The 22,440-nt window shown below is 66.1% G+C and carries 23 protein-coding genes, 1 tRNA gene and 1 pseudogene; 7 read left to right on the forward strand and 18 right to left on the reverse strand.

Going from position 1 to position 22,440, the window contains the following annotated elements; genetic code table 11:
• Window positions 1–283: 283 nt before the first annotated feature.
• On the forward strand, window positions 284–790 hold the full coding sequence (locus ACWDVW_RS00780) for a hypothetical protein (protein ID WP_449943078.1): 507 nt from the start codon (window positions 284–286) through the stop codon (window positions 788–790).
• Between the two features lie 42 nt (window positions 791–832).
• Here the strand turns inward: ACWDVW_RS00780 and ACWDVW_RS00785 are convergent, their stop codons facing one another.
• Complete coding sequence (locus ACWDVW_RS00785; protein WP_449943080.1) at window positions 833–1,456, reverse strand: hypothetical protein; 624 nt, start codon at window positions 1,454–1,456, stop codon at window positions 833–835.
• A 368-nt stretch (window positions 1,457–1,824) separates the two neighbouring features.
• Window positions 1,825–2,520, reverse strand: coding sequence for a hypothetical protein (locus tag ACWDVW_RS00790; protein WP_449943083.1), 696 nt, complete (start codon window positions 2,518–2,520; stop codon window positions 1,825–1,827).
• Between the two features lie 367 nt (window positions 2,521–2,887).
• On the opposite strand from ACWDVW_RS00790, the pseudogene ACWDVW_RS00795 reads away from it, so the two are divergent.
• Window positions 2,888–3,709, forward strand: a pseudogene (locus ACWDVW_RS00795) (IS5 family transposase); the annotation flags it as partial.
• A gap of 215 nt (window positions 3,710–3,924) precedes the next feature.
• Here ACWDVW_RS00795 and ACWDVW_RS00800 read toward each other — a convergent pair.
• The 9 genes from ACWDVW_RS00800 to ACWDVW_RS00840 all read right to left on the reverse strand — a co-directional run bounded on the left by ACWDVW_RS00800 (window position 3,925) and on the right by ACWDVW_RS00840 (window position 12,233).
• Window positions 3,925–5,451, reverse strand: coding sequence for a PIN-like domain-containing protein (locus ACWDVW_RS00800; RefSeq protein WP_449943086.1), 1,527 nt, complete (start codon window positions 5,449–5,451; stop codon window positions 3,925–3,927).
• 137 nt (window positions 5,452–5,588) lie between these two features.
• A complete protein-coding gene (locus tag ACWDVW_RS00805) occupies window positions 5,589–7,025 on the reverse strand; it encodes a tyrosine-type recombinase/integrase (protein WP_449943089.1) in 1,437 nt (478 codons plus the stop codon).
• Window positions 7,022–7,207: a helix-turn-helix transcriptional regulator gene (locus tag ACWDVW_RS00810; protein ID WP_126711246.1), complete on the reverse strand. Its 186-nt coding sequence runs from the start codon at window positions 7,205–7,207 to the stop codon at window positions 7,022–7,024. Before ACWDVW_RS00810 ends, ACWDVW_RS00805 begins: the two co-directional genes overlap by 4 nt.
• Complete coding sequence (locus tag ACWDVW_RS00815) at window positions 7,204–8,961, reverse strand: replication initiator (protein WP_449943093.1); 1,758 nt, start codon at window positions 8,959–8,961, stop codon at window positions 7,204–7,206. Before ACWDVW_RS00815 ends, ACWDVW_RS00810 begins: the two co-directional genes overlap by 4 nt.
• A complete protein-coding gene (locus ACWDVW_RS00820) occupies window positions 8,958–9,503 on the reverse strand; it encodes a DUF2637 domain-containing protein (protein WP_449943095.1) in 546 nt (181 codons plus the stop codon). The genes ACWDVW_RS00815 and ACWDVW_RS00820 overlap by 4 nt, the downstream gene beginning before the upstream one ends.
• Complete coding sequence (locus tag ACWDVW_RS00825; protein ID WP_449943098.1) at window positions 9,500–9,691, reverse strand: hypothetical protein; 192 nt, start codon at window positions 9,689–9,691, stop codon at window positions 9,500–9,502. The genes ACWDVW_RS00820 and ACWDVW_RS00825 overlap by 4 nt, the downstream gene beginning before the upstream one ends.
• A 5-nt stretch (window positions 9,692–9,696) precedes the next feature.
• Window positions 9,697–9,945, reverse strand: a complete 249-nt coding sequence (locus ACWDVW_RS00830; RefSeq protein WP_176094967.1) for a hypothetical protein — start codon at window positions 9,943–9,945, stop codon at window positions 9,697–9,699.
• On the reverse strand, window positions 9,942–11,534 hold the full coding sequence (locus ACWDVW_RS00835) for an FtsK/SpoIIIE domain-containing protein (protein ID WP_449943102.1): 1,593 nt from the start codon (window positions 11,532–11,534) through the stop codon (window positions 9,942–9,944). Before ACWDVW_RS00835 ends, ACWDVW_RS00830 begins: the two co-directional genes overlap by 4 nt.
• Before the next feature lie 303 nt (window positions 11,535–11,837).
• Window positions 11,838–12,233, reverse strand: coding sequence for a transcriptional regulator (locus ACWDVW_RS00840; protein ID WP_169596189.1), 396 nt, complete (start codon window positions 12,231–12,233; stop codon window positions 11,838–11,840).
• Between the two features lie 460 nt (window positions 12,234–12,693).
• On the opposite strand from ACWDVW_RS00840, the gene ACWDVW_RS00845 reads away from it, so the two are divergent.
• Both ACWDVW_RS00845 and ACWDVW_RS00850 read left to right on the forward strand, forming a co-directional pair.
• Window positions 12,694–13,137 carry an RNA polymerase sigma factor gene (locus ACWDVW_RS00845; RefSeq protein WP_449943106.1) on the forward strand — a complete coding sequence of 148 codons (444 nt, stop codon included), beginning with the start codon at window positions 12,694–12,696 and terminating at the stop codon, window positions 13,135–13,137.
• A complete protein-coding gene (locus ACWDVW_RS00850) occupies window positions 13,138–13,341 on the forward strand; it encodes a hypothetical protein (protein ID WP_449943108.1) in 204 nt (67 codons plus the stop codon).
• A gap of 883 nt (window positions 13,342–14,224) precedes the next feature.
• Here ACWDVW_RS00850 and ACWDVW_RS00855 read toward each other — a convergent pair.
• From ACWDVW_RS00855 to ACWDVW_RS00870, 4 genes are all read right to left on the reverse strand, one after another.
• Window positions 14,225–15,001: a glycosyltransferase gene (locus ACWDVW_RS00855; protein WP_449943111.1), complete on the reverse strand. Its 777-nt coding sequence runs from the start codon at window positions 14,999–15,001 to the stop codon at window positions 14,225–14,227.
• Window positions 14,989–15,810, reverse strand: coding sequence for a GntR family transcriptional regulator (locus ACWDVW_RS00860; RefSeq protein ID WP_449943114.1), 822 nt, complete (start codon window positions 15,808–15,810; stop codon window positions 14,989–14,991). The genes ACWDVW_RS00855 and ACWDVW_RS00860 overlap by 13 nt, the downstream gene beginning before the upstream one ends.
• A 127-nt stretch (window positions 15,811–15,937) precedes the next feature.
• Window positions 15,938–16,282: a hypothetical protein gene (locus tag ACWDVW_RS00865; protein ID WP_449943117.1), complete on the reverse strand. Its 345-nt coding sequence runs from the start codon at window positions 16,280–16,282 to the stop codon at window positions 15,938–15,940.
• Entirely contained in the window at window positions 16,269–16,523 is a 255-nt protein-coding gene (locus tag ACWDVW_RS00870; protein WP_449943120.1) for a hypothetical protein, read from the reverse strand. The genes ACWDVW_RS00865 and ACWDVW_RS00870 overlap by 14 nt, the downstream gene beginning before the upstream one ends.
• A 558-nt stretch (window positions 16,524–17,081) precedes the next feature.
• Between ACWDVW_RS00870 and ACWDVW_RS00875 the strand changes: the two genes are divergently transcribed.
• On the forward strand, window positions 17,082–17,579 hold the full coding sequence (locus tag ACWDVW_RS00875) for a GntR family transcriptional regulator (protein WP_449943123.1): 498 nt from the start codon (window positions 17,082–17,084) through the stop codon (window positions 17,577–17,579).
• On the opposite strand, the gene ACWDVW_RS00880 is transcribed toward ACWDVW_RS00875, so the two are convergent.
• Together ACWDVW_RS00880 and ACWDVW_RS00885 are read right to left on the reverse strand one after the other, a co-directional pair.
• The gene (locus tag ACWDVW_RS00880) at window positions 17,572–19,374 is read right to left on the reverse strand and encodes an AAA family ATPase (RefSeq protein WP_449943126.1); all 1,803 of its coding nucleotides are present in this window, start codon (window positions 19,372–19,374) and stop codon (window positions 17,572–17,574) included. The genes ACWDVW_RS00875 and ACWDVW_RS00880 overlap by 8 nt on opposite strands.
• Window positions 19,375–19,903: 529 nt before the next feature.
• Window positions 19,904–19,987, reverse strand: a tRNA-Tyr gene (locus ACWDVW_RS00885).
• Between the two features lie 148 nt (window positions 19,988–20,135).
• Between ACWDVW_RS00885 and ACWDVW_RS00890 the strand changes: the two genes are divergently transcribed.
• Window positions 20,136–20,630 carry a YajQ family cyclic di-GMP-binding protein gene (locus ACWDVW_RS00890; protein WP_161594942.1) on the forward strand — a complete coding sequence of 165 codons (495 nt, stop codon included), beginning with the start codon at window positions 20,136–20,138 and terminating at the stop codon, window positions 20,628–20,630.
• Window positions 20,631–20,843: 213 nt separating this feature from the next.
• On the opposite strand, the gene ACWDVW_RS00895 is transcribed toward ACWDVW_RS00890, so the two are convergent.
• Complete coding sequence (locus ACWDVW_RS00895; protein ID WP_449943130.1) at window positions 20,844–21,665, reverse strand: SDR family NAD(P)-dependent oxidoreductase; 822 nt, start codon at window positions 21,663–21,665, stop codon at window positions 20,844–20,846.
• A 123-nt stretch (window positions 21,666–21,788) separates the two neighbouring features.
• Between ACWDVW_RS00895 and ACWDVW_RS00900 the strand changes: the two genes are divergently transcribed.
• Complete coding sequence (locus ACWDVW_RS00900; protein ID WP_449943133.1) at window positions 21,789–22,418, forward strand: TetR/AcrR family transcriptional regulator; 630 nt, start codon at window positions 21,789–21,791, stop codon at window positions 22,416–22,418.
• The last annotated feature ends 22 nt before the right edge of the window (window positions 22,419–22,440 follow it).

The raw sequence follows: 22,440 nt of genomic DNA on the forward strand, positions 1-22,440 counted from the left end.
CCCCCATGGATGGCCGAATCGTGCCAACCTGCACGAAGGTGCTGCTCACCGGCGCGGCGAAGAGGGGTGTCGGGTATCCGCTGCCGCTGTCGAGGACATTCGGGGTCCTCATCGACCTGGCAGCGGACGGAAATTCCGCCTGCCCTGACACCGCCAACCGACCCTGGTCCGGCGGACTCGGGGCCCATTGAACGACTCCTGCACTATTGAGCGGATTCGGTGCGCCTATTCCGTACTTCGATAAGGCGTGGACTCGCGTACGGGTCGGCACGACCATGAAGCGATGCGCGCCGAGGACGCACGTGCCAACCTCCAGGAGGCCGCCACCTTCTGGAGCGTCGGATCCCGCACCGCCGCCGAGGTGATCGAGGCCGCCTGCGACTGCCTCGTGGCAGGCGTGGACAGCCCGACCCTCCGGATCCTGGCGGGGCTCTCCTCGACCAGGGGCGGCGACAACGACGACGTACGACGTTGGCTGCCGGGCGCACTGGAGGAACTCGGGTTGGCCGTTTACCCGGAGCACAGCCCGCAGGGCGAAGAGGCCGCCGCTCGGGTCATGGCGCGACGGCTCCTCGCCGCAACGATCACGCCCTCGGAGCTGACCGGGTGGGCGCACCAATGCGTCACCCTCGACGGGGCGCCGCTCATGCACCGACTGGTCCGCCTCGACGACGCGTACGAGATCGCCCAGTTCACCGGAAGCGACGTGACGCCGGTCGACGCCGAGGTACGTGCCGAAGCGCGCCGCCTCGTCGAGAGCGAGGCCGGCTCGGCCGACATCGGGCCCTGAGCGACAGTGCCCTCACCCCGTCTTCCGGCGTCGAAATGGCCGTCAGGGCGATGACGTGTCGAGCGGAACCGGCCCGTTCTCGTCCTCGTGTTGGCACTGCACGGTCGCGGGCGCACAGACCGCCATGTAGCTGGGCAGAAAGACGTGCCGCTGCTGGCCGTTGAGTTCGTAGGCGACGTTCATTCCGCGACGCACCGTGCGGCCTGCACCGACGAACTCGTAGCCGACCAGGATCTCGATATAGACCCTGCCGTCGGGATGGTCGACCCGATCCGCGGTGCCAGGGGCAGGAACGACAAGCCGCTCCAGGTCCTCCGCACCGTCGAGGTCAGGATGCTTCGGCGGCCAGCCTTCGGAGTCGACCACCGGGGCTCCTCGGGAGGCGCTAAGTACCCGCCCCTGGACACCAAGGAGACGGACCGAGTCACCCTGCATGACCGGTTCGATGCTGTTGATCGTCACTGGCCCCTGCTCGATCCGCACGATCGTGACGCCGTCGGTGAGCCGATGGCCGACATCGAAGGAGCCGCCCCAACCGTAGCTGCCCGGCTGGACGAACACGTCGTCGCCGAGTTGGTCAGAAGCCGCGAAGAGGGTGCTGCAGCCGGTGATGGCAAGGACCCCGACAAGGGCACCCGCCATCGCCCGGATGAGCCGAGTGGTCACGCAGCCCCCTGAATGCGGGCCTGGTGGCCTGCCCAACTGACCGGGCCAGTTGAGGCTTCTCGGTGGCCTTCGCACATGCGGCCGACACTGTACTGCGGGCTATCAAAGTGCCCGTCGTCTCTGATCAACGAGAACGGCCCCTGATCAGCATCTCTGCTGGTCAGGGGCCGTTGTCGCACCTGGTGGCGGGTAGAGGATTCGAACCTCTGAAGCTTTCGCGACGGACTTACAGGGCATCCGTGATCTTGCCGGGCGCAGCTGGCCTGAGCTGGGGTTTCACCCCGACGGCCAGCCCTGTGGCGCTCGACCGCCCACCATCTGCCCACGCCCACAATGGGCCGCCCTCGGAGCGTGTTCGATAGGCACGCCTACGCGTCCGGGCAGTCGTAGGTGCCCTCGGATACTGGTTGCCATGCTCCGTGGTCCTCGCGCGCGCTCAACCGGTCCGCCTCACGGGCGGCTTGCACCAGTTGATCGGTGGTGCGGGGGACGGCGGCCAGGAATACCGCGCCGACGTGGTTACAGAACATCGGACCGTATTCGAGGGGTTGCAGCGGCTCGCCAGCCAAGGTGGCCAGGTCTTCCGTGCTCCAGCCCAGTGGACCGGCCACGGCCCGCAGCTGGGAGAGCCGGTGCCATGCTCCGCCCAGCATGCCTCTGATGGTGCTGGTCGACAGACCGACGAACGGGAACTCCCGCACCCCGAAGCCGCGGTTACGCATAAGACCGTGCAGGACGGCCGGGAACGGGTCCGGGTCGGCCGGATCGCGAGCCGGCCGAGGCTCGGGCGCCGCGCCTTCATCCGGCATGGCGAGCAGGAACTCACGCAGCGCCGCCAGCTGAGGGTGGTCGCAGTAGGTCACACGGTAGGCGAACGCCCGCATGACGGTCTTATCGCGGTCAGGCGGCAGCAGGTCCCCCGGTACCGGGTGGCCCGCGACCACGAGGACGTCAGCCACGGGTAGGACGAGTTCGGCGGCGATCGCCTCCAGCCGTGGGGGGTCGCAGTCCCGGCCGTTTTTAAGCAGATCACGCAGAGCGGCGGTCCGCGTCATGTCGGTCACCGTACGGCACCGCGAGGTCGTCGAGGGTCCAGGCGTGCTGACGGCGAAGACGTTGCCATATGCCCACGGCGAGTTGCTACGGGCTGGACTCAGCCGGGACTCGGCTAGATCAACGACAACGGCCCCTGATCAGCATCTCTGCTGGTCAGGGACCGTTCTCCCACCTGGTGGCGGGTAGAGGATTCGAACCTCTGAAGCTTTCGCGACGGATTTACAGGGCGTCCGGAATCTAGAGCCGATGCAGGCCGCGACCTGCGGCTCTCCTCTAAGAGACTGTCGGGTAACCGGTCTGATTCGATGGGTGATGGCGAGACGTGTCGATGTGGGGTGCTCGACAAATAGGTCATCCCCGCCATGATCTTGATGTGTGTGCAACAAAGATCGCGGCGGGGATGACGTCCGCTCATGCTATCCGTCGAGTCTGACCGATGCGATGTGGGCGGTCCTCGCGCCGCTGATGCCGGTGCGTGACCTGCGTAAAGGCGGCCGTCCTCGGGTGTATGACGATCGGTTGGTCCTGGACTCGATCTTCTACGTGCTGCGGTCGGGTTGTCCGTGGCGGATGATGCCGCGTGATCTGGCACCTGCGGACGCGGCGCATCGCTGGTTCACGACGTGGCGGAAGAACGGCACGTGGGACCGGGTTCACGACGAGCTTCGCCAGCGGGTGAGAGTGGCGGCCGGTCGGGAGCCGGAGCCGACCGCCGCAGTGCTGGACGCCCAGTCGATCAAATCCAGTGAGGGTGGCGAGTCTCGCGGGTTTGACATGGGCAAGAAGACCACCGGCCGTAAGCGGCACCTGGTCGTCGACACGATGGGGCTGATCCTGGTCGTGGTGGTCACCTCCGCCTCCGTCAACGACCGCCCCGGTGGCCGGCGGATCCTGACGCGGCTGGCCGAGGCGTTCACCACCATCGCTCTCGTGTGGGCCGACGGCGGCTACGCCAACAGCATCGACTCCACCCTGCTGACCTGGGCGAAGAACCAGCTCGGCATCCTGCTGGAGATCGTCAAACGCACCGACGACGTCAAGGGCTTCAAGGTCCTACCGCGCCGATGGGTCGTGGAGAGGACGCTCGGCTGGCTGGTACGCAACCGGCGCCTGGCCCGCGACTACGAACGACTGACGCCCAACTCCGAAGCCATGATCAAGGTCGCGATGATTCGACTCATGACGATACGTCTGGCCGGGCAGGCGGTCCGCTGGACCAATGCCACCGACCGCTCAACCGCCCGACGCATCAACGCCGAACGACTTATCACCACGTAGCGATCCGGTTACCCGACAGTCTCTAAGCAGATCGCTCCAGCACGTTAAGCGCCCACCATACGCCCACATCCGCTCCTCGCGTCCCTCGGGAACTCGGCCAGCGCCGCGTGGGACATGGTCTCGCTTCTGCTCCGTCACTCCGATGTCTCGGGACCGGAGTATCCATCAGCACGCAGCTCGCCGCACTTCACCCACGCTGTGGTCCCATCGGGGAAGAGCAGTTCGACCTGCGCTTCATCACCCTCATCGCCTGGTTGCCGGATATCGGCCACTCTTGCCCTGCCGTGCTCGCTATGAACAACCCAGGACCCGACGGATACAGCCCCACCGCTCGCTTCGACCACTCCGCGAGTGACGGCACTAGCCAGCCCCAGGGACCAGTCTTGAAGCATCTCAACTTGACGCTTTGCGGACTTTGCAAGCGACAGCATGCGGGTTCGAGAAGGCCGCCCGCGCCAGCTCAAACGGACCGAGTCCTTCAGTGTTGAATGACTATTTGAACGCAAAACAACCATCGCCGCTTGAAGATCCGCTAGCTCTACCGCCACCTCCTCGGCCTGTGCACGCAGATCCTCAAGGCGCCGCTGGTGCAACTCCCTACCTTTGCCCTCTTTATATCGGCCCTCCAACTCGTACACGAACATATCGATCGCCCGCTGCAAGCGCTCGCTTTCGGAACGGAGATCATCAATCTGGCGAGACGCTAGTTCGGCCATAGTTTCTAATAACGGCGCCTGGACAAAGATTGCCCGGGTGGCAGCCCTCGACGCCTGAACGGCAGAATCTTCGGCCTGGCGAATAGTTTCCTCGCTGACATCCGTCTCGAGAAAGGACCGCGCATGATGTAACAGCGATTGGGTCTGCATGATGATCGCGGGAACTCCCGCCACCTCCCGCGCTTCAGCGATCAAGCTCGGGTGACCGCAGATCGTCTGCCCTTTCAAGCGGAGAAACCAATCTTCCTTCGCGTCTCTCGTCACGAAGAGCAGAGGCAGCTTACGCATCGCCGCCTCTTGTAAGGTTTGATACCAGACAAGATAATCGCCAGCGGGATCGCTTTTCCCGCCATCTTTATAACCCGGAGGCTCCTGCGCTTCGACTCGCCGCACGGCTTCTTCGCGGACAGCGTCCAACTCTCCTGGCTCCAGCGGCTCTCCAACACGTCCAGCAAAGAGACGTTGCAGCCTTTCAAGAATCGGGTCCTGAGCAAAGCCGCTCGACGAACCGTGCGCCGAGCGCAGTTCTGTCATTACCCGCTCAGCGTCATCCAACCCTCGCGAGACCAGTTGCAGCAACTCATCGCGCGCCTCAGTAGGAAGGAGAACTCGCTTAGCCAACTCCCTAATCCTTGAAACCACAGCAGACTGAGACTGGCGCACCTCGTCAATCGTCTTTAATACTTCTTGGTAACTCTCCTCTTGATTTGACATGACATTGAGCCGATTCCTGTGGAATTCGAGGCGGACTTGGTGCGGAATCCAAAGCCGTTCACCAATCCGCTCGAGCACATCAAAGAGATCGTTCCTCGCCGGCGCCGCGAATCGGTACAGTTCGAGCAGAACATTACTGTCGAGCACGACGAGCCCTTTGGTGATGGTGAACTTGACCGCCTCGGCGTCCGGAACAAGATAATGCTCGAAGCCGTCACTTAGACCAGGCATTTGGAATCCACCCATAATCGCGGAACGCCACACGAAGGACGCACAACGTTACGACAATCCGGCTTGCGCCGCCAGTTGGATAAAGCGGCACATTGGGACAATAGGGGTTCAGGGTGGCATCGAAGCAAGGAGCCAGATCATCGGAGCGCGTCGCCGATCTTGTCGTTTATGGTGTCGTCGCCGCCGTCGATGCAGTTGGCGTAGACGCGGAGCAGGACGGCTACGCCGTGGCCCAGGCGTCTGGCGACCTCGGTCGGTGGGACGCCAGCGTTCAACCAGAGTGAGGCCGCCGCGTGGCGGAGGTCGTACGGACGGCGGGCGAGGGGCGAGGCGGCCTGGGCTTCGGTCAGGGCCTTGTCACGGGCGAGCTTCCACCACCGGTCATAGACCGACTCGGAGAGCGGGCCGCCGTGTAGGCCCCGGAAGAAGCGACCATCCGGACCAACGCCGTGATTCTCGACGTGAGCGCAGAGCAGCTCGACGAGGCGAGGCGGGATCGGGACCGTACGAGTCTCGGCCCTCCCCCGGTGCTTGAGTCCGCGCCGCTCGTGGGAGCCGCCGTCATCGGTCCAGTGGGAGCCGGCGCGCGGGGAGGTACCGGCGAGGACCAGGCGGCCCCAGCGGTATTCGATCTTCTGGTGATCGCAGGATCGGGAGGGCTTGACGGCTGCCAGGTCGTCAAAGTCGTTACCGCAGTCGGCGCAGCGGCCGGAGAGGTCGCAGTCGTCGCGCCGGAGGTCGGCGGCCTCGGAGGGGCGCATGCCCGCGTAGTAGAGGCAGCCGAAGAAGGCGGTGACCTTGTCGGCGCGTTTGCCGAGAGATTTCACCGCCTCCAGCAGCGCGGCGACCTGGGCAGGGCTCGCCACCACCCGGCGGTCGATGGACTGCGCGACCTCGGGGGCGGTCCACTGGACGCGGTCGACCGGGTTGGAGTCGATCAGCTCCAGTTCGACGGCGTATCCGAGGGCGTTGTAGAAGGTCGCGCGCTTGCGCTGGACGGTGGAGGCAGCAGCGGGCTTGCCGTCGAGGCGTACGCAGAGGCTGTCGAGGACGCGGCGGACCACGGCGGGTGAGTCCAGCTCGACGACGGGGAGGGAGGCGGTGTCGAGCCAGGAGAGCGCCGCCGCGTGGTCGGCCGGGATCTCGTCGGACCAGCGGCGCGGGTTGAGGCCGTAGAGGTAGAGCGCTTCGCGGAGCAGGGCGCCATCGGGTCGGCCCCGCTTCGCTGGGCGAGTGAGGGTGACCGTGATCGAGGTAAGCGCTTCGACGATCGACCGCCGGGTCTTGGCCGCCGCCCGAGGCCACTTCATCTCGACGTACGCGCGGCTGTGCGCGTACCAGGTGGTGGGGTTCTTGGTTCTGGCCTCGGAGACCGGGCGGCCGGTGGCCGGGTCGAAGGGCTCCCCCGCGTTGGCCGCCTGGACCAGCTCGGCGCGGAACGAGTGCGCCAGCGCCTTGGTACGGAACATGTCCTCGAAGCGCTGGCCGCTGACTGCCCAGCGCACCCGCCAGGGTCGAGACTTCCGGTCGGCGCGTTTGGTGATCTCCCAGATCTGGACCTCGTAACTCTTCACGCGGCGTCCTGCTCCAGGTCACCGAGCCACCGACCGAGCGCCGACCGGCGGACCCGCAGCTGACCGTTCGGGAGCTTGATCACCCGTGGTCCCTTGCCCGTCTGTCGCCAGTAGAACCAGGTGGAGCGCGACACGCGCAGTTCGGCGAGCACTTCCGGCACGGTCAACAGTTCCTCATTCATCGCGACTCCTCCCCCATGTGCTGCGCGTCCTGCTGAGTTGCCGAAAGGTCTGGCGGCCCCTGGGCGGCCCGGTCCTTGGCGGCGAGGAGTTCGGAGCGCCAGCGGGCACGTTCGCCGATGGCCCGCAGGAGCCGGTGCGACAGCGGACCCACGTCGGGATCGTCGGGACGGGCGAGTTCCCAGGCGTGGTGGACGGGTTCGACGGTGGCGCCCTGGTCGTCGACGCCATCGAGGCCGACGCTGACGCCGAGTAGTGCGCGTACCCAGGCGCGTACGTCATGTTTGTGGTCGCTCAGGGTTTTGCCGGACCAGTCGCGGGAGATGAGGATGCGTCGGCCGCCGACGCCGAGGGTGTCTCGTTGGTGGACTTTGCCCTTGCAGCGGCCGGGCTTGAGTTTCGCGTTCGCCTTGCGGGGCTGGATGCCGTAGAGCAGCCAGTTCGCGCAGCGTTCGGTGCACGGGGTGACCTGGAGTTCCTGCCACAGTCGGTCCAGGTGTGTGCGCTGCCTGCTGCTGGTGATCTTGTGGACGTCGCCGGTGTGTTTGGTGATGTACTTCGTGACGTAGCGGATGGTGCGTTCGGCGTCGTCGGTGCCGGGCATGACGCCGCGTGCGTCGACCTGTGAGCCGAAGCGCACGACGTGCACCGGTTCCGCGTCGTGGTCGGCGTCGATGGCGTCGAGGGCTTCCGTCCAGGTGGTCAGCGGCGCGCGGGTCTCCGGGTCGACCCACGTCGAAGCCTGCTCGTCCCAGACCGGGAGCCGGTCGAGGGTGTACCGCTGCACGTCGACCGAGGGCCACCACACCTGGTGGTACGTCGCCGCCGCCACGGTGCGGAGCACGTCGCGGGGGATGGTGCCTCGGATGGCGAAGTGGGCGTGTGGGGCGAGTCGGCGTTGGGGCTCGACGCAGCCGGCGTACTGGACGTTCCAGCCCTCACAGCGGCGCAGGTTCTGCCAGAACCGGTCCAGCAGCCGGGGGAAGTGGACGGCGTCCCAGGCGGCGCGGCGGTAGTCGTACCGGTCGGGGTTGAGCGGGGTGCCGTCGGGGCGGACCGGGCCGTAGGAGTCGAGGGTGAGCGTGAGCCACATCGACGGCCGGTAGGCGGTGCCGTCCGGCGCAGTGTAGGTGCGGCCGACGGTGCGCCGCTCGACCTTGCGCCGAGGTAGCTCGGGGGCATCCTGTCGACGGCGGGTAGAGCGCTTCCGGCGGCGGCCGGTGTCCTCGTCGCCCTGGTCGTCGTCGCCGGTCGAGTGCGGTGGGGCGACTCGGCCCCGGAGTCCTTCGGCCGTGATCGCTTCTTCGACTTCGCGGATGGCCTCGTCGAGGTCGTCGACCTGGTCCCACTGGCTGGCTCGGGATGCCTCGTCGCGGGAGAACTCCAGGTGCCCGCGCAGCAGGATCAGCGCCTTCTGTTCCTCGGTCGCCGGTTCCGGTGGGGGTAGGGGTTCGTCGTCGCGGTGCCAGCCTTCCCGGATCTGTGCCTGCCGCAGGCGGCGGTTCTTCTTCGCGCACGGCCCGCACTTGTCTTCGCGGGTCGCGCCGCAGGGCAGGTCGATGACCTCGGTCAGGCCGGTGTTCAGATCGGTGCGCCGCATCGCGAGGGGGCGGACGCAGACGCCGTACTCGGCGGCGATCTCTTTGAGCACGTCGACCGAGCGGGGCAGTGCCATGCGGGCCGCCCGCGACCCCGGCCGAGGTGGTGCAGCCGGGGTCGGGGCGGATTCGAGGCCGGGCAGGGTCGCAGCGGTCATCGGATGATCCCGACGACATGCGGGCGGTTGGGCTGGACGGCACGGGGCGGCAGCACCGCCGGAACGACGGACGGCGTCGGGTCGGCCGGGCGGGCCGGTTCGACGTCGGCGGTCTGCTCAGGTTCCCCGGACCGGTACGCGGTCGGCTGGTGCTGCTCGACGGTCGGTGGGGTGATCGGGGCGTTGGAGAGGACGACCTTCACCAGGGCGAGGAAGGCCAGCGATGGCACCGCCGCCACGATCCAGCCCCACACCGACGGTTCGGCTTCGGCGACCTGGGCGGCGAGGGAGAGCAGCGCGAACGCCACCAGGAGCGAGCCGACCAGGCCGACGGGACGGCCGTTACGCCGTCGGGCGCGGATCTCTAGGCCGAGGTAGATGGCCATCAGCTCGACCGCTACGGCGTTGGCCCAGCCGATCCAGTGTGGTTGGCCGTGGGCGACGGACAGGTCGTGGACGTGGGTGAAGGCGGCGGCGCCGGCCATGGTGCCGATGGCGAGCAGGATCACCAGGCGTACCGCGGATTCGATGCGGGCGGTCATCGCCATTCCTCCAGCGGCGTCTCGCGGATGGTCAGGTCGATGCGGATGCGCCGGCCGTCCATGTCGGGGCGGCGGTCGACCATCTGCGCGACGCCGTGCAGGGCGGCGGCGGTCTGGTGGGCGGGGCCGACAAGCCGGATGTGCAGCGGACGCCGGAGCCGGTTGAGGACGCGGGTGAGGGTGTTCACGGCGGTTACCTCCGGGCGGGTCGGATGTCGGTGCGGATGTAGTCAGGTGGAGTGCCGAGGGACGCGACCGCTTCGGAGAGGCAGCGCCACAGCGCCCACGCCTCGTCGGGCGTCAGGGACATGCGGCGGCGGCCCGCACCGACCGCGAGATAGACCGGGTACGGATCGGGCCGCTCCGGGTCGACGCGCACGGACACGGCGGTGACCGGGTCGGGGGTACGCAGCCGGTAGAAGCGGCGACCGGGCGCGGTCATCGGCCCTCACCGCCGGTGTCGCGGTCGAGAAGGTTGCGCAGCGATTCGGGCAGCAGCGGCCCCGATGGCGTGCGCGGCAGCGGGGGCCGGGCCGGTTCGGGGGCGGTTTCCCGGCCGACCTGGGCGAGGATGTCCGCCGCGTGAGCGGGTGCTGGGTACTGGCGGGCCATGTCGCGGATGTCGTCGTCGGAGACGTACGAGAAGCGGACCCGCATCGGGTCGGGGGTGCCGTCGAGGATCACGTACCCGACGCCCTTGGCCCACCGGGGCATCTGGTCCGCGAGGGCGCCTCGGGTGCGGGCACCGTCACCAAGGACCATGTCGACCTGGGACGCCTCGGTCAGGCCGAGCGCGATGCGGGTCGGGAACAGGTCCCGGAACGGCAGCACGTCCTTACGCGGGTCCTGCAACGCGGCCACCACCAGGACGCCGACGCCGGCCCCTTGGGACAGCAGCAACCCCAGGGACGAGGCGATGCGCTTACGCAGCTCGACATCTTGCAGGTACGCGGTCAGTGCGGCCATCTCGTCGACGACGACCACGACCAGGGGGTCAGCCTCGGTCGGCGTGTGCACCCGCACCGTGCCCGCCAATCGGGTCTGCCGCTCCCGCATCACCGTCACGGCCTCGTCGAGAAGGTCGGCCATGGCCTCGAACGACTTGCAGGCGAACCGGGCGAACATCGGACGGCCGAGCGCGAACTCCATCCCGCCCTTCGGGTCGATCACCCAGAGCCGGACGAGACCGGACGCGATCCCGCCGCCGAGGACCCGCACCAGCGACCACAGCACCGACCCCTTACCGGAGCGGGTCGCCCCACCGACGAGGACATGCGTGGCGAGCAGGTGCAGCGACCAGGGACGCAGATCCTCCCGCCGGGCCAAAGGCAGCGCGGTGAAGTCCGGCACCGCCGGCACGTCGAACGGCGGCACCACCGTGCGCAAAGCGTCGGTCCGCACCACCGCCAGGTAGACCAGCGTCGGCCGATCCCGGAACCGCACCCGATCCACCAGCCGCAGCAGCCAGGCCGCGTGACCGGTGCGGGTGGGCGGGTCGCCGGGACGTTCCGAGTAGACCCGGACGTGTCGCCGGCCGAACGCGTACGCCAAGTTCGCGGAGACCGCCTGGAACTGTTCCGGCGTCTGGCCCCGCACCATGCGGACGGTCAGCACGTCGAGCGCCTGATCCGAGCGCACCCGCAGCAACTGCGGCAGGACCGGCCGAAGGTCGTAGGTGTCGGCGAGCCCGCACAGCGTCATGGCCTCCCGCCACACCCGCCGGTACACGAACACGCGCCGGAACGAGCCGAGCAGCGGACCCGCCAACCAGGTCCACCAGGACGACTCGTCCCGCCACCGCCACACCGCCGAGGCCGCCGACCCCAGCACCAACGGCACCACCAGCCCGGACCAACCGAACTCGACGAACAGCCACAACGCCAGCACCGCCGTACCGGTGGCCACCGGATGCCGCAGACACCACCAGATGGCCCGGCCGGACCAGCGCAGCACCAGCCCGAGCAACACCGCCCAGAGCGGCAGCGCAAACCGCTTCGGCCGGAACACCACCAGATCCCCGGCCGAAGTCATCACCACGTCACCGCGAGGCCGCCCGAACATCAGGCACCCCGCAACGACACGAACCGGCCCGCCGCGTCACGCACCGGCGAGAACGGAAGAACAAGCTGCCCGGCGCAGCACCCACACCGACCGTCAACACCAGTAAATAGTGCGAACCGGACCTGACACGCGACACACCGAGGCCAGCCACGGCCAGCCCGACGCCTACCCTTGGACACGTCACGACCTCTCTCGACAGAGCAGGGGAAGAGACACCAGGGGGCGGGGCTGCCGTCCGCCAAGACCAGACAGCCCCGCCCCCACCAGATGCGGCTACGCCGCCGCCTTCTTGCCGCCGACCACCGGTGCCCGCAGCCCGGTCGCCCGCAGCGAATACGCCATCCGACCGTTGTTCGCCACGTACGGCGTCACCGTCATCCCGTCGAACTCCACCGCCTCGAACGGCGCACCCGACGGCGGCACCGGCTGATAGTCAGCCGAGATCTTCACCGTCGTCTCCCGCGACCGCTTCCCCAGCTCAGGGTCAAGGTCCATCACCCGGACCTGCCACACCCGCTGACCAGTCAATTTGTCCTTCGTCGGGGACCGCCGGCCCGTCTTCTCGTCGTAGTCCTCGACCTCACCCAACGACTCGGGCACCAACGCGCACCCCGCCGGGAACACGTCCTCGAACCGCACGGCGAACCTCGTACCGCCACGCAGAGCCATCGCTCAACCTCCAACTTGTTGACTTGTCTGCCAAGTTGCAGGGTCCAAGGTAGACGGCACTTGGCAGACAAGTCAACAAGTTCGCCCGGTGGCATCCGCACACCCTGCGGCGACAGCACGTCTAAAAAATCTTGGGGCGGAAGCCCCAAAAAATCGGTCTGGTTGCCGTGTCATACGCAGCGGGCAAGTGCCCTCAGCTCCAGCCGCTGGAGCTGGAGCGCAACCGAAGGAGAGAGCACTGAGTGCTCTGAGCCATCCGGGGGGCCGCTATCACCCCTCGGGGAGCCGGCGGCAGCCGGACTCCGACGAGCTTCTGGTCGATGCTGCGGGCCTCGTCCCTGAGCAGCGGCGTGTCGGCGACCAGCTGGCACACAGATGGGAGGGCCTTGACGCTGAACAGCGTCATGATCTCCATGATGAGTTCGAGCAGTGGTACCGGGAAACTGGACAGTCTTCACTGATGCGGGCCGGTCACAGCATCTGCGGACGCGAGGGCTACAGGATCGCCTGCGACGCTGCGGTCAAGATCTGGGCGCGCTGGCCGGACGAGCACATGCGGAAGTCGTTCACGACGAGTCCCCGCTACATCTATCGATTGGTGCGGAACCTCTTCCTGGATGACCTTCGCTTGAGCCACAGCCAACACGAACGGACGGCTGGGCTTCCGGGAGGCAGCGAGGACGGGATTTGGGAGGACGGAGCTGGGGCGGACCCCGGCTGGGAAGTGAGGCACGCCATAAATCTCCTTGATCAGGAGAAGGCTGAGCTGATCTTCCTCCTGTACTGGCTGCGGATGAAGTTGAGCGAGGCGTCTCGACACATGGGCGTCACTCGCAGCAAAGCCGAAAGGCTGCACAACTCCGCAATCAGCGAGCTGAGGTGCCTGTTGAGAGAGGAGGCCTGAGTGAGCGTTGAGGAGCGCTTGCTGAACCTGGGCGCCTCCTTCGCGGATCAGGTGTCCAAGGAGGACGAGGACCGGTTCACGGCGCAGGTGTTCGCCCGCATCGGCGTAGCTGCGCCATGGACCAACGGGTCTTCGTATAACGCCGAAGGGGCCGGCCCCATACGGGTCGGCCCCTCCGGGGGTGGTCACCGCGAAGGAAGGTAACAGTCGGACCTTTAAAATGGGTCATATGGGTAATGACCGAACTGGCTTGCAATCTGGATCTCATTAACCGGAGTGCGACCCAGGTGGCAACACCGCCGGTTTGATAGCAGCCGGCTGAGAAATCGACACCTCATCCAGCGGGAGGGGTCGAATGCGAGACAGACTGATCTGACCCGTGACGAAGGGAAGAAATGAAGACATGCTTGAGAGATCGTGACCGAAGGAGGGTTGCGGACCGGCGAGTGCGGCTAGAGCAAATGCCGGCAGTGTTCTTGACAGCGCTTGTGGCAGCCCTATCGCGTGGCAGGATGTTCGGGGAGCCTGCTATCCGCGAAATGGGCCTTTCGCTAACCCTCATGCGATAGGAAGCAGTTGAAGCGAGGCCCCCCGGCAGAGTTGCCGGGGGGCCTCGCCCTGTAAACAGCGCCACCTAAAGTTGCCCCATGGCGAAGAATCAGCCCTCACCATCGTCTCGCATATGAGACAGCCGCCTGTCACGGATATCCAGCGATCCCAACCGGGAGACACTAAATGCGAGACAGAATCTTTTTCTTCTCACTCGTCACATTCGCTGCCTTGACGACATCTCCCGTTCTTGGCATCTTTGCAGTATCAATAGCCTATCTGGCAGGCATGCGAGATGAAGGCCTGGTCGTCCTGTTCGGTACCGCAACAGCAGGAACGTTCGGCGCACTCATGATGTTGTCCGGGTTGGCAGCCACGCTATTCTTTGGACCCCAGAGAACACTAGACGAAAAGCCTGACTAAAGACTCTCGAAACTGAGTCAAAGCCTGGACTAAGGAACAGGCCGATGGTTCAACGGCACATCTACCAGGCAGAAATCAGCGATGCTGCCGGCACGTGGCATGCCAGGGGCAGAGGCTACGCCAAAGGAGCGACCGACAGTCCACTCGGAAGCATCGAGGCTAAAACCACAGCTCTGGCTTCGATGATTTTCATGCGGCCTTCGTACTCGGCGGGTTCGCGGTGGGCGGCTTGGCTGGTGACCTGTCCGGGCCACTTGCGGTACAGAAGGCCGTGCTCGCGAGTGAAGTAGCCCTCGCTAACCGCATTGGCGGCCAGGAGGAGGCCCGTGTCCTCGGAGGCCGGGAGTGCCATCCAGCCGCCGAGGGCTAGGAGCAGATCCCGGCGGATGCAGAGGGTGGCGGGGTGCACTTGGGCGCGGTAGCCGTTGGCTTGCCAGAAGGCGAGGACGGCACCACGGCCGATCGGTCCGCCGTCCGGGTCTTTGTCCCATCCGACGGTTGACCCGTCGGGCATCAGGTCGAGGACGCGGGAAGTCGTCCAGCCGATCTTCGGGTGGGTGTCGAAGGCGACGATGTCCCGGGCGAGTGCGCCATCGGTGAGTTGGTCGTCCGCGTCGAGCACCTTGACCAGGTCGCCGGTGACGCGGGAGAGAGCCAGGGTTCGTGCGACGCCGGGGCCGCCGGGGCGACCACCGCCGAGACTGATGCGAGGGTCGTCCGACAGAACCCCGTTCAACGCGCCGGTCTGCCCGTCCTCCTGGACGAGCCACTGCCAGTCCCACCCGTCGGGCATGTCCTGCTTGACCAACGAGTCGTACGCGCCGGCCAGGTACTCGATGCTGGGCGCGTGGACCGGGGTGATGACCGAGACGAGGTGCGTCAATTTTTCCACCGTTGAAGTTTGTGGGAGTACACCAGCTCGGTCCGGTCCCCCGGCATCACCACGTCGGCCACCTCGACGACTCGGCCAGTGGTGTCGATGGAGGTCTTCCGCACGGTGAGCACGGAGACGCCGGGGTCGATGTCGAGAAGTTCGGCCTCATCCGGCGACGGCGGACGCGCCCGCACCTCGTCCTCGATCCGGTCCAGCTCAACGCCGATCGTGTAGAGCTGGTGTTGTGAGCCGCCGGGCCACGGCTCGTTGCTGGCGTCGAGCAGGTCCGGGTTCGCGGCCACCAGGTCATAGGGCAGGTACGAGTACGACATGGTTAGCGGCGCGTTCTCGTGCCGCGACGAGGTCCAGTAGACCCGGCGCAGCAGCGTCGTACCCGGCTCCACCTGCAACGCTTCTGCCATTTCCGCATCGGCCTCGACGCGGGTGTACTCGGCGTGGAACTTGAGGTCATCGACGGTCAGGCCGGTGTCATGCTCGGTCGCGCCGGTCTTGAGTCGCTCGTCCTGGTCAAGCAGGACCCGGTCCTTTTCCCACTGGTACCGCTCCGCGTTCCGACGCCGTACGCGCTGGCGGGGTGCTCGTACGTAGGTACCGCGCCCCTGCTCCGCGCGGACCAAGCCCCACTCACGGAGCTGGCGGATGGCGTTGCGGACACTCGTCCGTGACAGGCCCGACGTGTCGGCCAACTCCGTCTCGGATGGCATCAGCGTGCCGGGGGCGAGTTCCCCGCTCGTGATCTTGGCCCGCAACTCTTCGGCGAGTTGCAGGTAACGAGGGCGCCAGTCCCGGCCATGCACACCGGTCACCGTACCCCCTAGACGTTCCAACGACTGCCAGGTGGTCCCACCCGCCGGCCGCTCCGGGACCGGTTCCACGGCCACCACCGGCCGTCGCGGTCGACGCGCGGGCACCGGAGTACGGCGGGAGCTACGGTCAGTGGTGGTCATAGTGTCCCTCCAACGGTTGTCCCTTGGTCATGACCCGCCACCGGGCGTAGGTCAGTTCGTAGATCAGCCGATCGAGCTGCACCCGCGACAACAGCACCGATTCCGTGCCGCCGGAGCGGGTCGCGCTGACCTTGACGGCCGGTTCACGCCGCCGAAACCGGTCCAGGAGCAGTTGCAGACTCACCCAGCCGCCACCCTCACTACCGATCGTGGCCAGCAGCCCCCGATGCATCGGATCGTTCGGCCCGCAGCCCCGGCACCAGTCAGGACACGACACCTCGTCGGCAGTGTTGCGCGTTCGGGCGTTGGTCGGCTCGTCACTGGCGCCCATGCTCGCCCTCCCCCCGACTGGCAGCTTGCGTCAGGAGCGAGCCGAGCTGGCCAACCAGCTGCACCGCTTGCGGAAGGGTGAGTTCGGCCCAGCCAGCGCCAGCACGGCAGGAGGCGTGCACCGCGACCGACGGCGGTTCGTCGTCGGAGCCGATCAGGTACGACACGACCAGCCCGGACGACCGGACCTCACCAACCCGCAGCAGCACACTCCGATGGCGTCGCGCCATGTGCGCCAGCACCGGCGGCACCAGATGCCCGCACCGATCCGGCGCACACCACGAAGGATGCTCCACGGCAGGCCGCCGACCCGTCTGACTCATCGCGGCCACCGCCCACTGTTGCCCCGAAAGATCTGGCCACGGGTCAGCAACGGCGCATGACGCAGCGCCGGCAGCTCACGGGTCCGCTCCATCGCCCAGCACAGCGGAGCAACGTTGCGAGCAGGAGCGGAATCGCTGGATCGGCTACCGGCTCCGGATCCTGCCTGGTCCGGCTGTCGGCGGGACCGCCAGAACGAGAACCAGAGACGTCGACGATGAGAGCCAGGCATCGCACCTCCAGGTATTAGGAGAGCCTGCAACCGACCAAGGGGAATCAGCCGACCACCGGCCCGACAGAGGCACGGCGCAATGCCCCGACACCGGACGGGTCGGATATCACCGGGCCACCTCGCACGCGCGACTACCGCCACCGGCCCACCAGGACGCCGCGCCTCACCCACGACCAGGCCGACGCAGCACCACCCCTGATACGCGCCGTCATCCCAGCCGCACAGTGAGAAACGTACCTACAAGTGGATGACTTGTCCACACGACAAAACGACCCCTCGGTTGGCAGTTGGTAAGACAAGTGCCAGGTACGGTAAGCGGGTGCCCACCCCGAGTTACGGACTGCCACGTTATAGATCGATTGCTGACGAGTTGCAGCGGCGGATCGACGAGGGGGAGATACAAGCAGGAAGTCTCTTGCCATCCGAGGCGGCGCTGTCTGCCGAGTTTCGAGCAAGTAGAGGAACAATCCGGAAGGCAATAGCCATTCTGCGCGATACCGGCAGTGTGACCACAGACCACGGGAGAGGGACTTGCCTAAAGGCCCCTCTTCCTGAGCGAATCGTGAACGATCCCCTACCCGAAGTAGTGCAGGCCAGGCAAGTCAGTGCCCCACCTGAGGTGGCTCGGCTGTTTGGCATTCAGCCAGGCGCTTTCCTATTAGAGGAAGTGACTGTTACCCAACGTAGCGGAAGAGTGGAGGTCGTGTCTAAAACCTACCGACGCCCGCGTGAGTCCACTACTTAGAGTAAGTCCGCTGTGCGGAATCGAGAATCTGCAGAACGAAAGACTGAGCCTTTTCCTGTTTATGTGCTCCCTTCCTTAACGCCGCCGGTAACCACTCCTTCCCTTTAGCGACGTCAAGACTCTTCGCAAACCCCTCAAGTTCACCAACAGAAACGGGAACGACTCCGCACTCAGAAAAGTCAGAAAGAAGGCGTCTGGCAGCCTGCTCTGCAGCCCCACTGAAAGCCTCAACCCCGAACCGCTTGAGCAATGCCCATCGGCTTTCCCCTGCCCTCATCGCGTAGCTCAGCTTTTCCTTGAACTTCTTATCATGCTGCGCATGGGGATTCTCTTCGAGTCGTTCATCGATCAGCTTATTCAGTGCCTCCCGAACATATTCCAACGGAATCCGATCGGGCGGTTGCCGAAAAGGTTCAGTGGACCTTCGATAATCAGCACTCATAGAGGCCCAGTCACCTCCCATGACTTCCACCAGTCGCTCAGTCTTTGTCTGCTCGTTCAGAATATCCATATCCGGGCACACAACCACTGGAACGGCAGCAGCTCGCAGTACCGACGCAAGCCGGGCCATTCCATCCTTGCCGTTAGATGGCACGAATAGCACATCAGAAGAAGGGATTGTGGCGGCACTTCCAGAGCGCTCGTCGCAGAAATGCTCAAGAGCAGCTTGATAGAAGCGACAGTCTCGCTCACCCTCCGCCACAACCACCAGGCGATGAAAAAGCCCATCGAGAACATTACTATACTGCAGAACAGGGTCGCTCCACAGCATTGCTAGCTGATCGCCCGACAACTGAGAAGCTGCGGCCGACTGACCATCACGGTTAAGTCGTATTACCGAAAGGGGCACACTGGACGCGACTAAGCCACCAATCAGGTTTCGGTCATGGGTAGCCAGGACAATTTGCGCTTTAGAGGTGACCGCCAATTCCCCCAGCGCCAAGCCTAGAGAATACGCTTGCGGCGGATGAAGGAAAACCTCCGGCTCATCAATGATGAGCATCGGATAAGCTGAGGCAACCACCGGAATCATTATCCCGAGAAGGGACTTCATTCCGTCGCCCTGAAACTCAAGGGGTGACAACCTACCCAAAGCATCGCGGTACGCACGCTGGCTTTCAGCTGGCCCCGGAGGCGGTACGTCAGGAACACCCACCCGGAGTCTGACACTCCGACTATAATCGTCTAACGTCAGCCCCTGCTGGAAGATGCGGCGGCATATGGCATCGAGCCTAGCAAGTACAGTGACATCGTCTTGAAAATGATGAAATGGATGCTCGGGCAAGTCCGCCGAATTTTGCCGCTGCTCGACACCTTGCACATAATGAAACCTACCCTCCGAGCGAACAAGGAATACTAGGGCGCCAGTTGGCAGCGACCTAGAGCTACCACCTGACTTCCAGCCACTCACTAAAGACTCGACCGGATAGCCCTGCTCTCCGATATAGAAGTGCGGACTGCGATCGTAACCTAGTCGATATTCTGCCCGCGTGGCGACCCAGGAAAGAAAATCTTCCACAGTTCCACCACGCTTGATCGACACATCGGATACAACTTCTACACTGTCAACAACTTGATGCCCGCGCATCTTCGTATCGAGTTGCTGGAGCAGAGTTGACTTGCCAGCATTATTTCCGCCAACAATAGCGGTCACACCGGGCGCAGGCAGCTTGAAATGGTGCCGACCGAATAGCTGAATAGATTCCGCCCAATAAAATACCTTACCTGGATCACCTGGCTGCATGTCCAAACTTTGCGCCCACTCAGGCCGAGCCTCCGTGTCATCGGTCTCCATGTCTGGATCCTATCCGCAGGGTGAGACACAGTTCTGACTCAGATCTAATCGGATCGAAGGTTGCCGAATAGCCCTGTTCTGGATCAAGGCACCGCGCTCCGCGCGGTGCAGGGCGGTGAGCCCGGCCGGCGGCAAGCCGCCCCGGCCGCCTGCGGCGCCGGGGCGGTCAGCCACCGACAGCCGCCGGGCAGCCGCCCCCACGACAGAGATCCCGACAGCGCCGCACCGGCTCCAGGCGGTACGGAAGCCAACCACTGGGCCCAGGAAGCCGCTCAGGGCTTCCGGCTGCCGCGCCAGTCCACACCCCGGACTGGCTTGCCACCGGTCCGTCTCCCGCAGCCACAGACCGCCTCAGCCGTCCAGGCAGCGCCGCGCGCAACGCCAGCGCCGAACCACCGAACACCTTGATCAACCCGCCCACGGTGTGCCCACGGCGAGTCGCAACGGGCTGGACTCAGCCGGACTCGGCTAGATCAACGACAACGGCCCCCGATCAGCATCTCTGCTGGTCAGGGGCCGTTGTCGCACCTGGTGGCGGGTAGAGGATTCGAACCTCTGAAGCTTTCGCGACGGATTTACAGTCCGCTCCCATTGGCCGCTCGGGCAACCCGCCAGGGCGTGCCACCGCGCCGTGGCGCAGCAGCGGAAGCAAGGATAGCGGCTACCCCCGGCTCGGCTGCAACCGGGTACCGTCAGGGAGTCGTACCCCTGGGCATCGGGGGCAAAGGATCACAAACCAGCCAGACAGCAGGAGCATGAGCATGGCAGCGAACCCGTCGTTCGACATCGTGAGCAAGGTCGACCGCCAGGAGGTCGACAACGCCCTTCGCCAGGCGGAGAAGGAGCTCGCGACGCGGTTCGACTTTCGGGGGACCGGCGCGGAGATCTCCTGGTCGGGCGAGGAGGCGATCAGCCTTCAGGCGGAGACCGAGGAGCGGGTGAAGGCCGCGCTGGACGTCTTCAAGGAGAAGTTGGTCAAGCGCAACATCTCGATGAAGTCGTTGGACGCGGGCGACCCGCGCCCGTCGGGCAAGATCTTCAAGATCGATGCCAAGGTGATCCAGGGCATCGACCAGGAGAAGGCCAAGGCGATCAGCAAGAAGATCCGCGACGAGGGCCCCAAGGGAGTCCAGGCGCAGATTCAGGGTGACCAGCTTCGGGTCACCGGCAAGAAGAAGGACGACCTGCAGGCCGTCATCACGCTGCTCAAGGGCGAGGACTTCGGCGTCGCCCTGCAGTTCAACAACTACCGCTGAGGCAGCGGCCCACGCTGTCGGCCGCCCCCGAGGAATACCCGGGGGCGGCCGGCGGGGCCTGTTCCGCCGAGCCGGTGCCGCGCCCACACCGCCGACGGCGCCGCTCAACCGGTCGGGCCGGCGAGGTCGGCGTCGACTGTCCCGCCATCGCACCGCACCGCCGACCCGGCCGGACGCGAGGCGTCGCCGTGGGGTCAGGTGTACGCGGCGGGGTCAGCCGGGTGCCTGGCGGCTGAGAGTCTCCCACGCCCGGTACTCGTCGACTCTGGCCTGTTCCATCTGCCTGACGATGTCGTAGGAGCTGCTGCCGACGATGAGGCGTAGCGGCGGCTCGGGCAGGTCGACCAGCTTCATGATGACCGGTGCGGCGGTCTCGGGCGGTGGGCCGGCGTCGTCGCCCCAGAGTTCGGCCAGTTTCGCCCGCAACTGTGCGTACGCCGGTTGGGGCTCGGTCGTGGTGGTGCCCGTCGTGTAGAGGCCGGTGTCGTAGCCGCCGGGCTGCACGATGCTGACCCTGATGCCGAAGGGCGCGAGTTCCATCGCCAGAGATTGGCTGAGCGCGTCGAGTGCGGCTTTGCCGGCCGCGTAGAAGCCGACGGAGGCCACGCCGCCTCCGCTGCCCATCGAGGTGACCTGGAGCAGGCGGCCGCCGCCCTGGGCGCGCAGGTGCGGGATGACGGCCTGGGTGACCCAGACGGCGCCGAAGAAATTGACGTCGAAGTGCTGGCGGATCTGTTCCTCGGTGGCTTCCTCCAGCATGCCCAGCAGCATCCCGCCGGCGTTGTTGAGGACGACGTCGAGCCGGCCGTACGTCTCGGCTGCGCAGTCCACCGCCCCCGTGACGGCGGCCCGGTCGGCGACGTCCAGTCGCAGCGTGGCCAGCCGGTCGGGGTGGCGCGCGACCAACTCGGCCAGCGGCCCGACGTCGCGGGCCGCTCCGACGACCCGGTCCCCTGCGGCCAGGGCGGCCTCGGTGACCGCCCGGCCGAGGCCACGGGTGGCTCCGGTGATGAACCACACGCGAGAATCCGCCACCTCGCACCTCCCCTGATCAGATGAGACGAGACGGATCGTCTCGCTTGACGGTTCGAGTGTGCTCGGCCAGAACCAATCCGTCAAGACGGACCGTCTCGTCTCACTGTCGATATGCTCAGGCCCATGTCTCCGGCCCCGAGAAACACCGACCCAGCACCCGAGACGGCCCCGAAGCGCCCGGACCCGGCGCGCCGCAGTGAACGGTCCCGGCAGGCCGTGCTGACGGCCACCCGGGAGCTGGTCTCCGAGGTCGGGTACGCGAAGCTCTCCATCGAGGCCATCGCGGCGCGGGCGAGGGTCGGCAAGCAGACGATCTATCGATGGTGGCGGTCCAAGGGGGCGGTGGTCTTCGACGCGTTCCTGGCGTTGAGCGAGGAGGCCGGCAGTGTGGTGCTGCCGGACACCGGTGACATCGAGGCCGACCTGAGGACGGTGCTGCGGGCCACCGTCGCGGAGTTCGCCGACCCGGCGTTCGAGGCGCCGATCCGGGCGCTCAACCTGGAGATCGCGGCCGATCCGGAGTTGGCCGCGCAGTACCGGGAACGGCTGGCGGCTCCGGTGGACGAGGCCAAGCGGGAGCGGCTGCGCAGCGCGCAGCGGGCCGGGCAGATCCGCGCCGACGCCGACCTGGACCTGGCGCTCGAACTGCTCTACGCGCCGTTGTACCAGCGGTGGCTGCTCCGCCTCGGGCCGCTCACGGACGAGTACGCCGACGCGCTGGTCACGCACGCGCTCCGTGCGTTGCGCCCCTGACCGTGAGCGAGTGCCCGGGACT

The sequence above is a fragment of the Micromonospora sp. NPDC003241 genome (assembly GCF_053589795.1).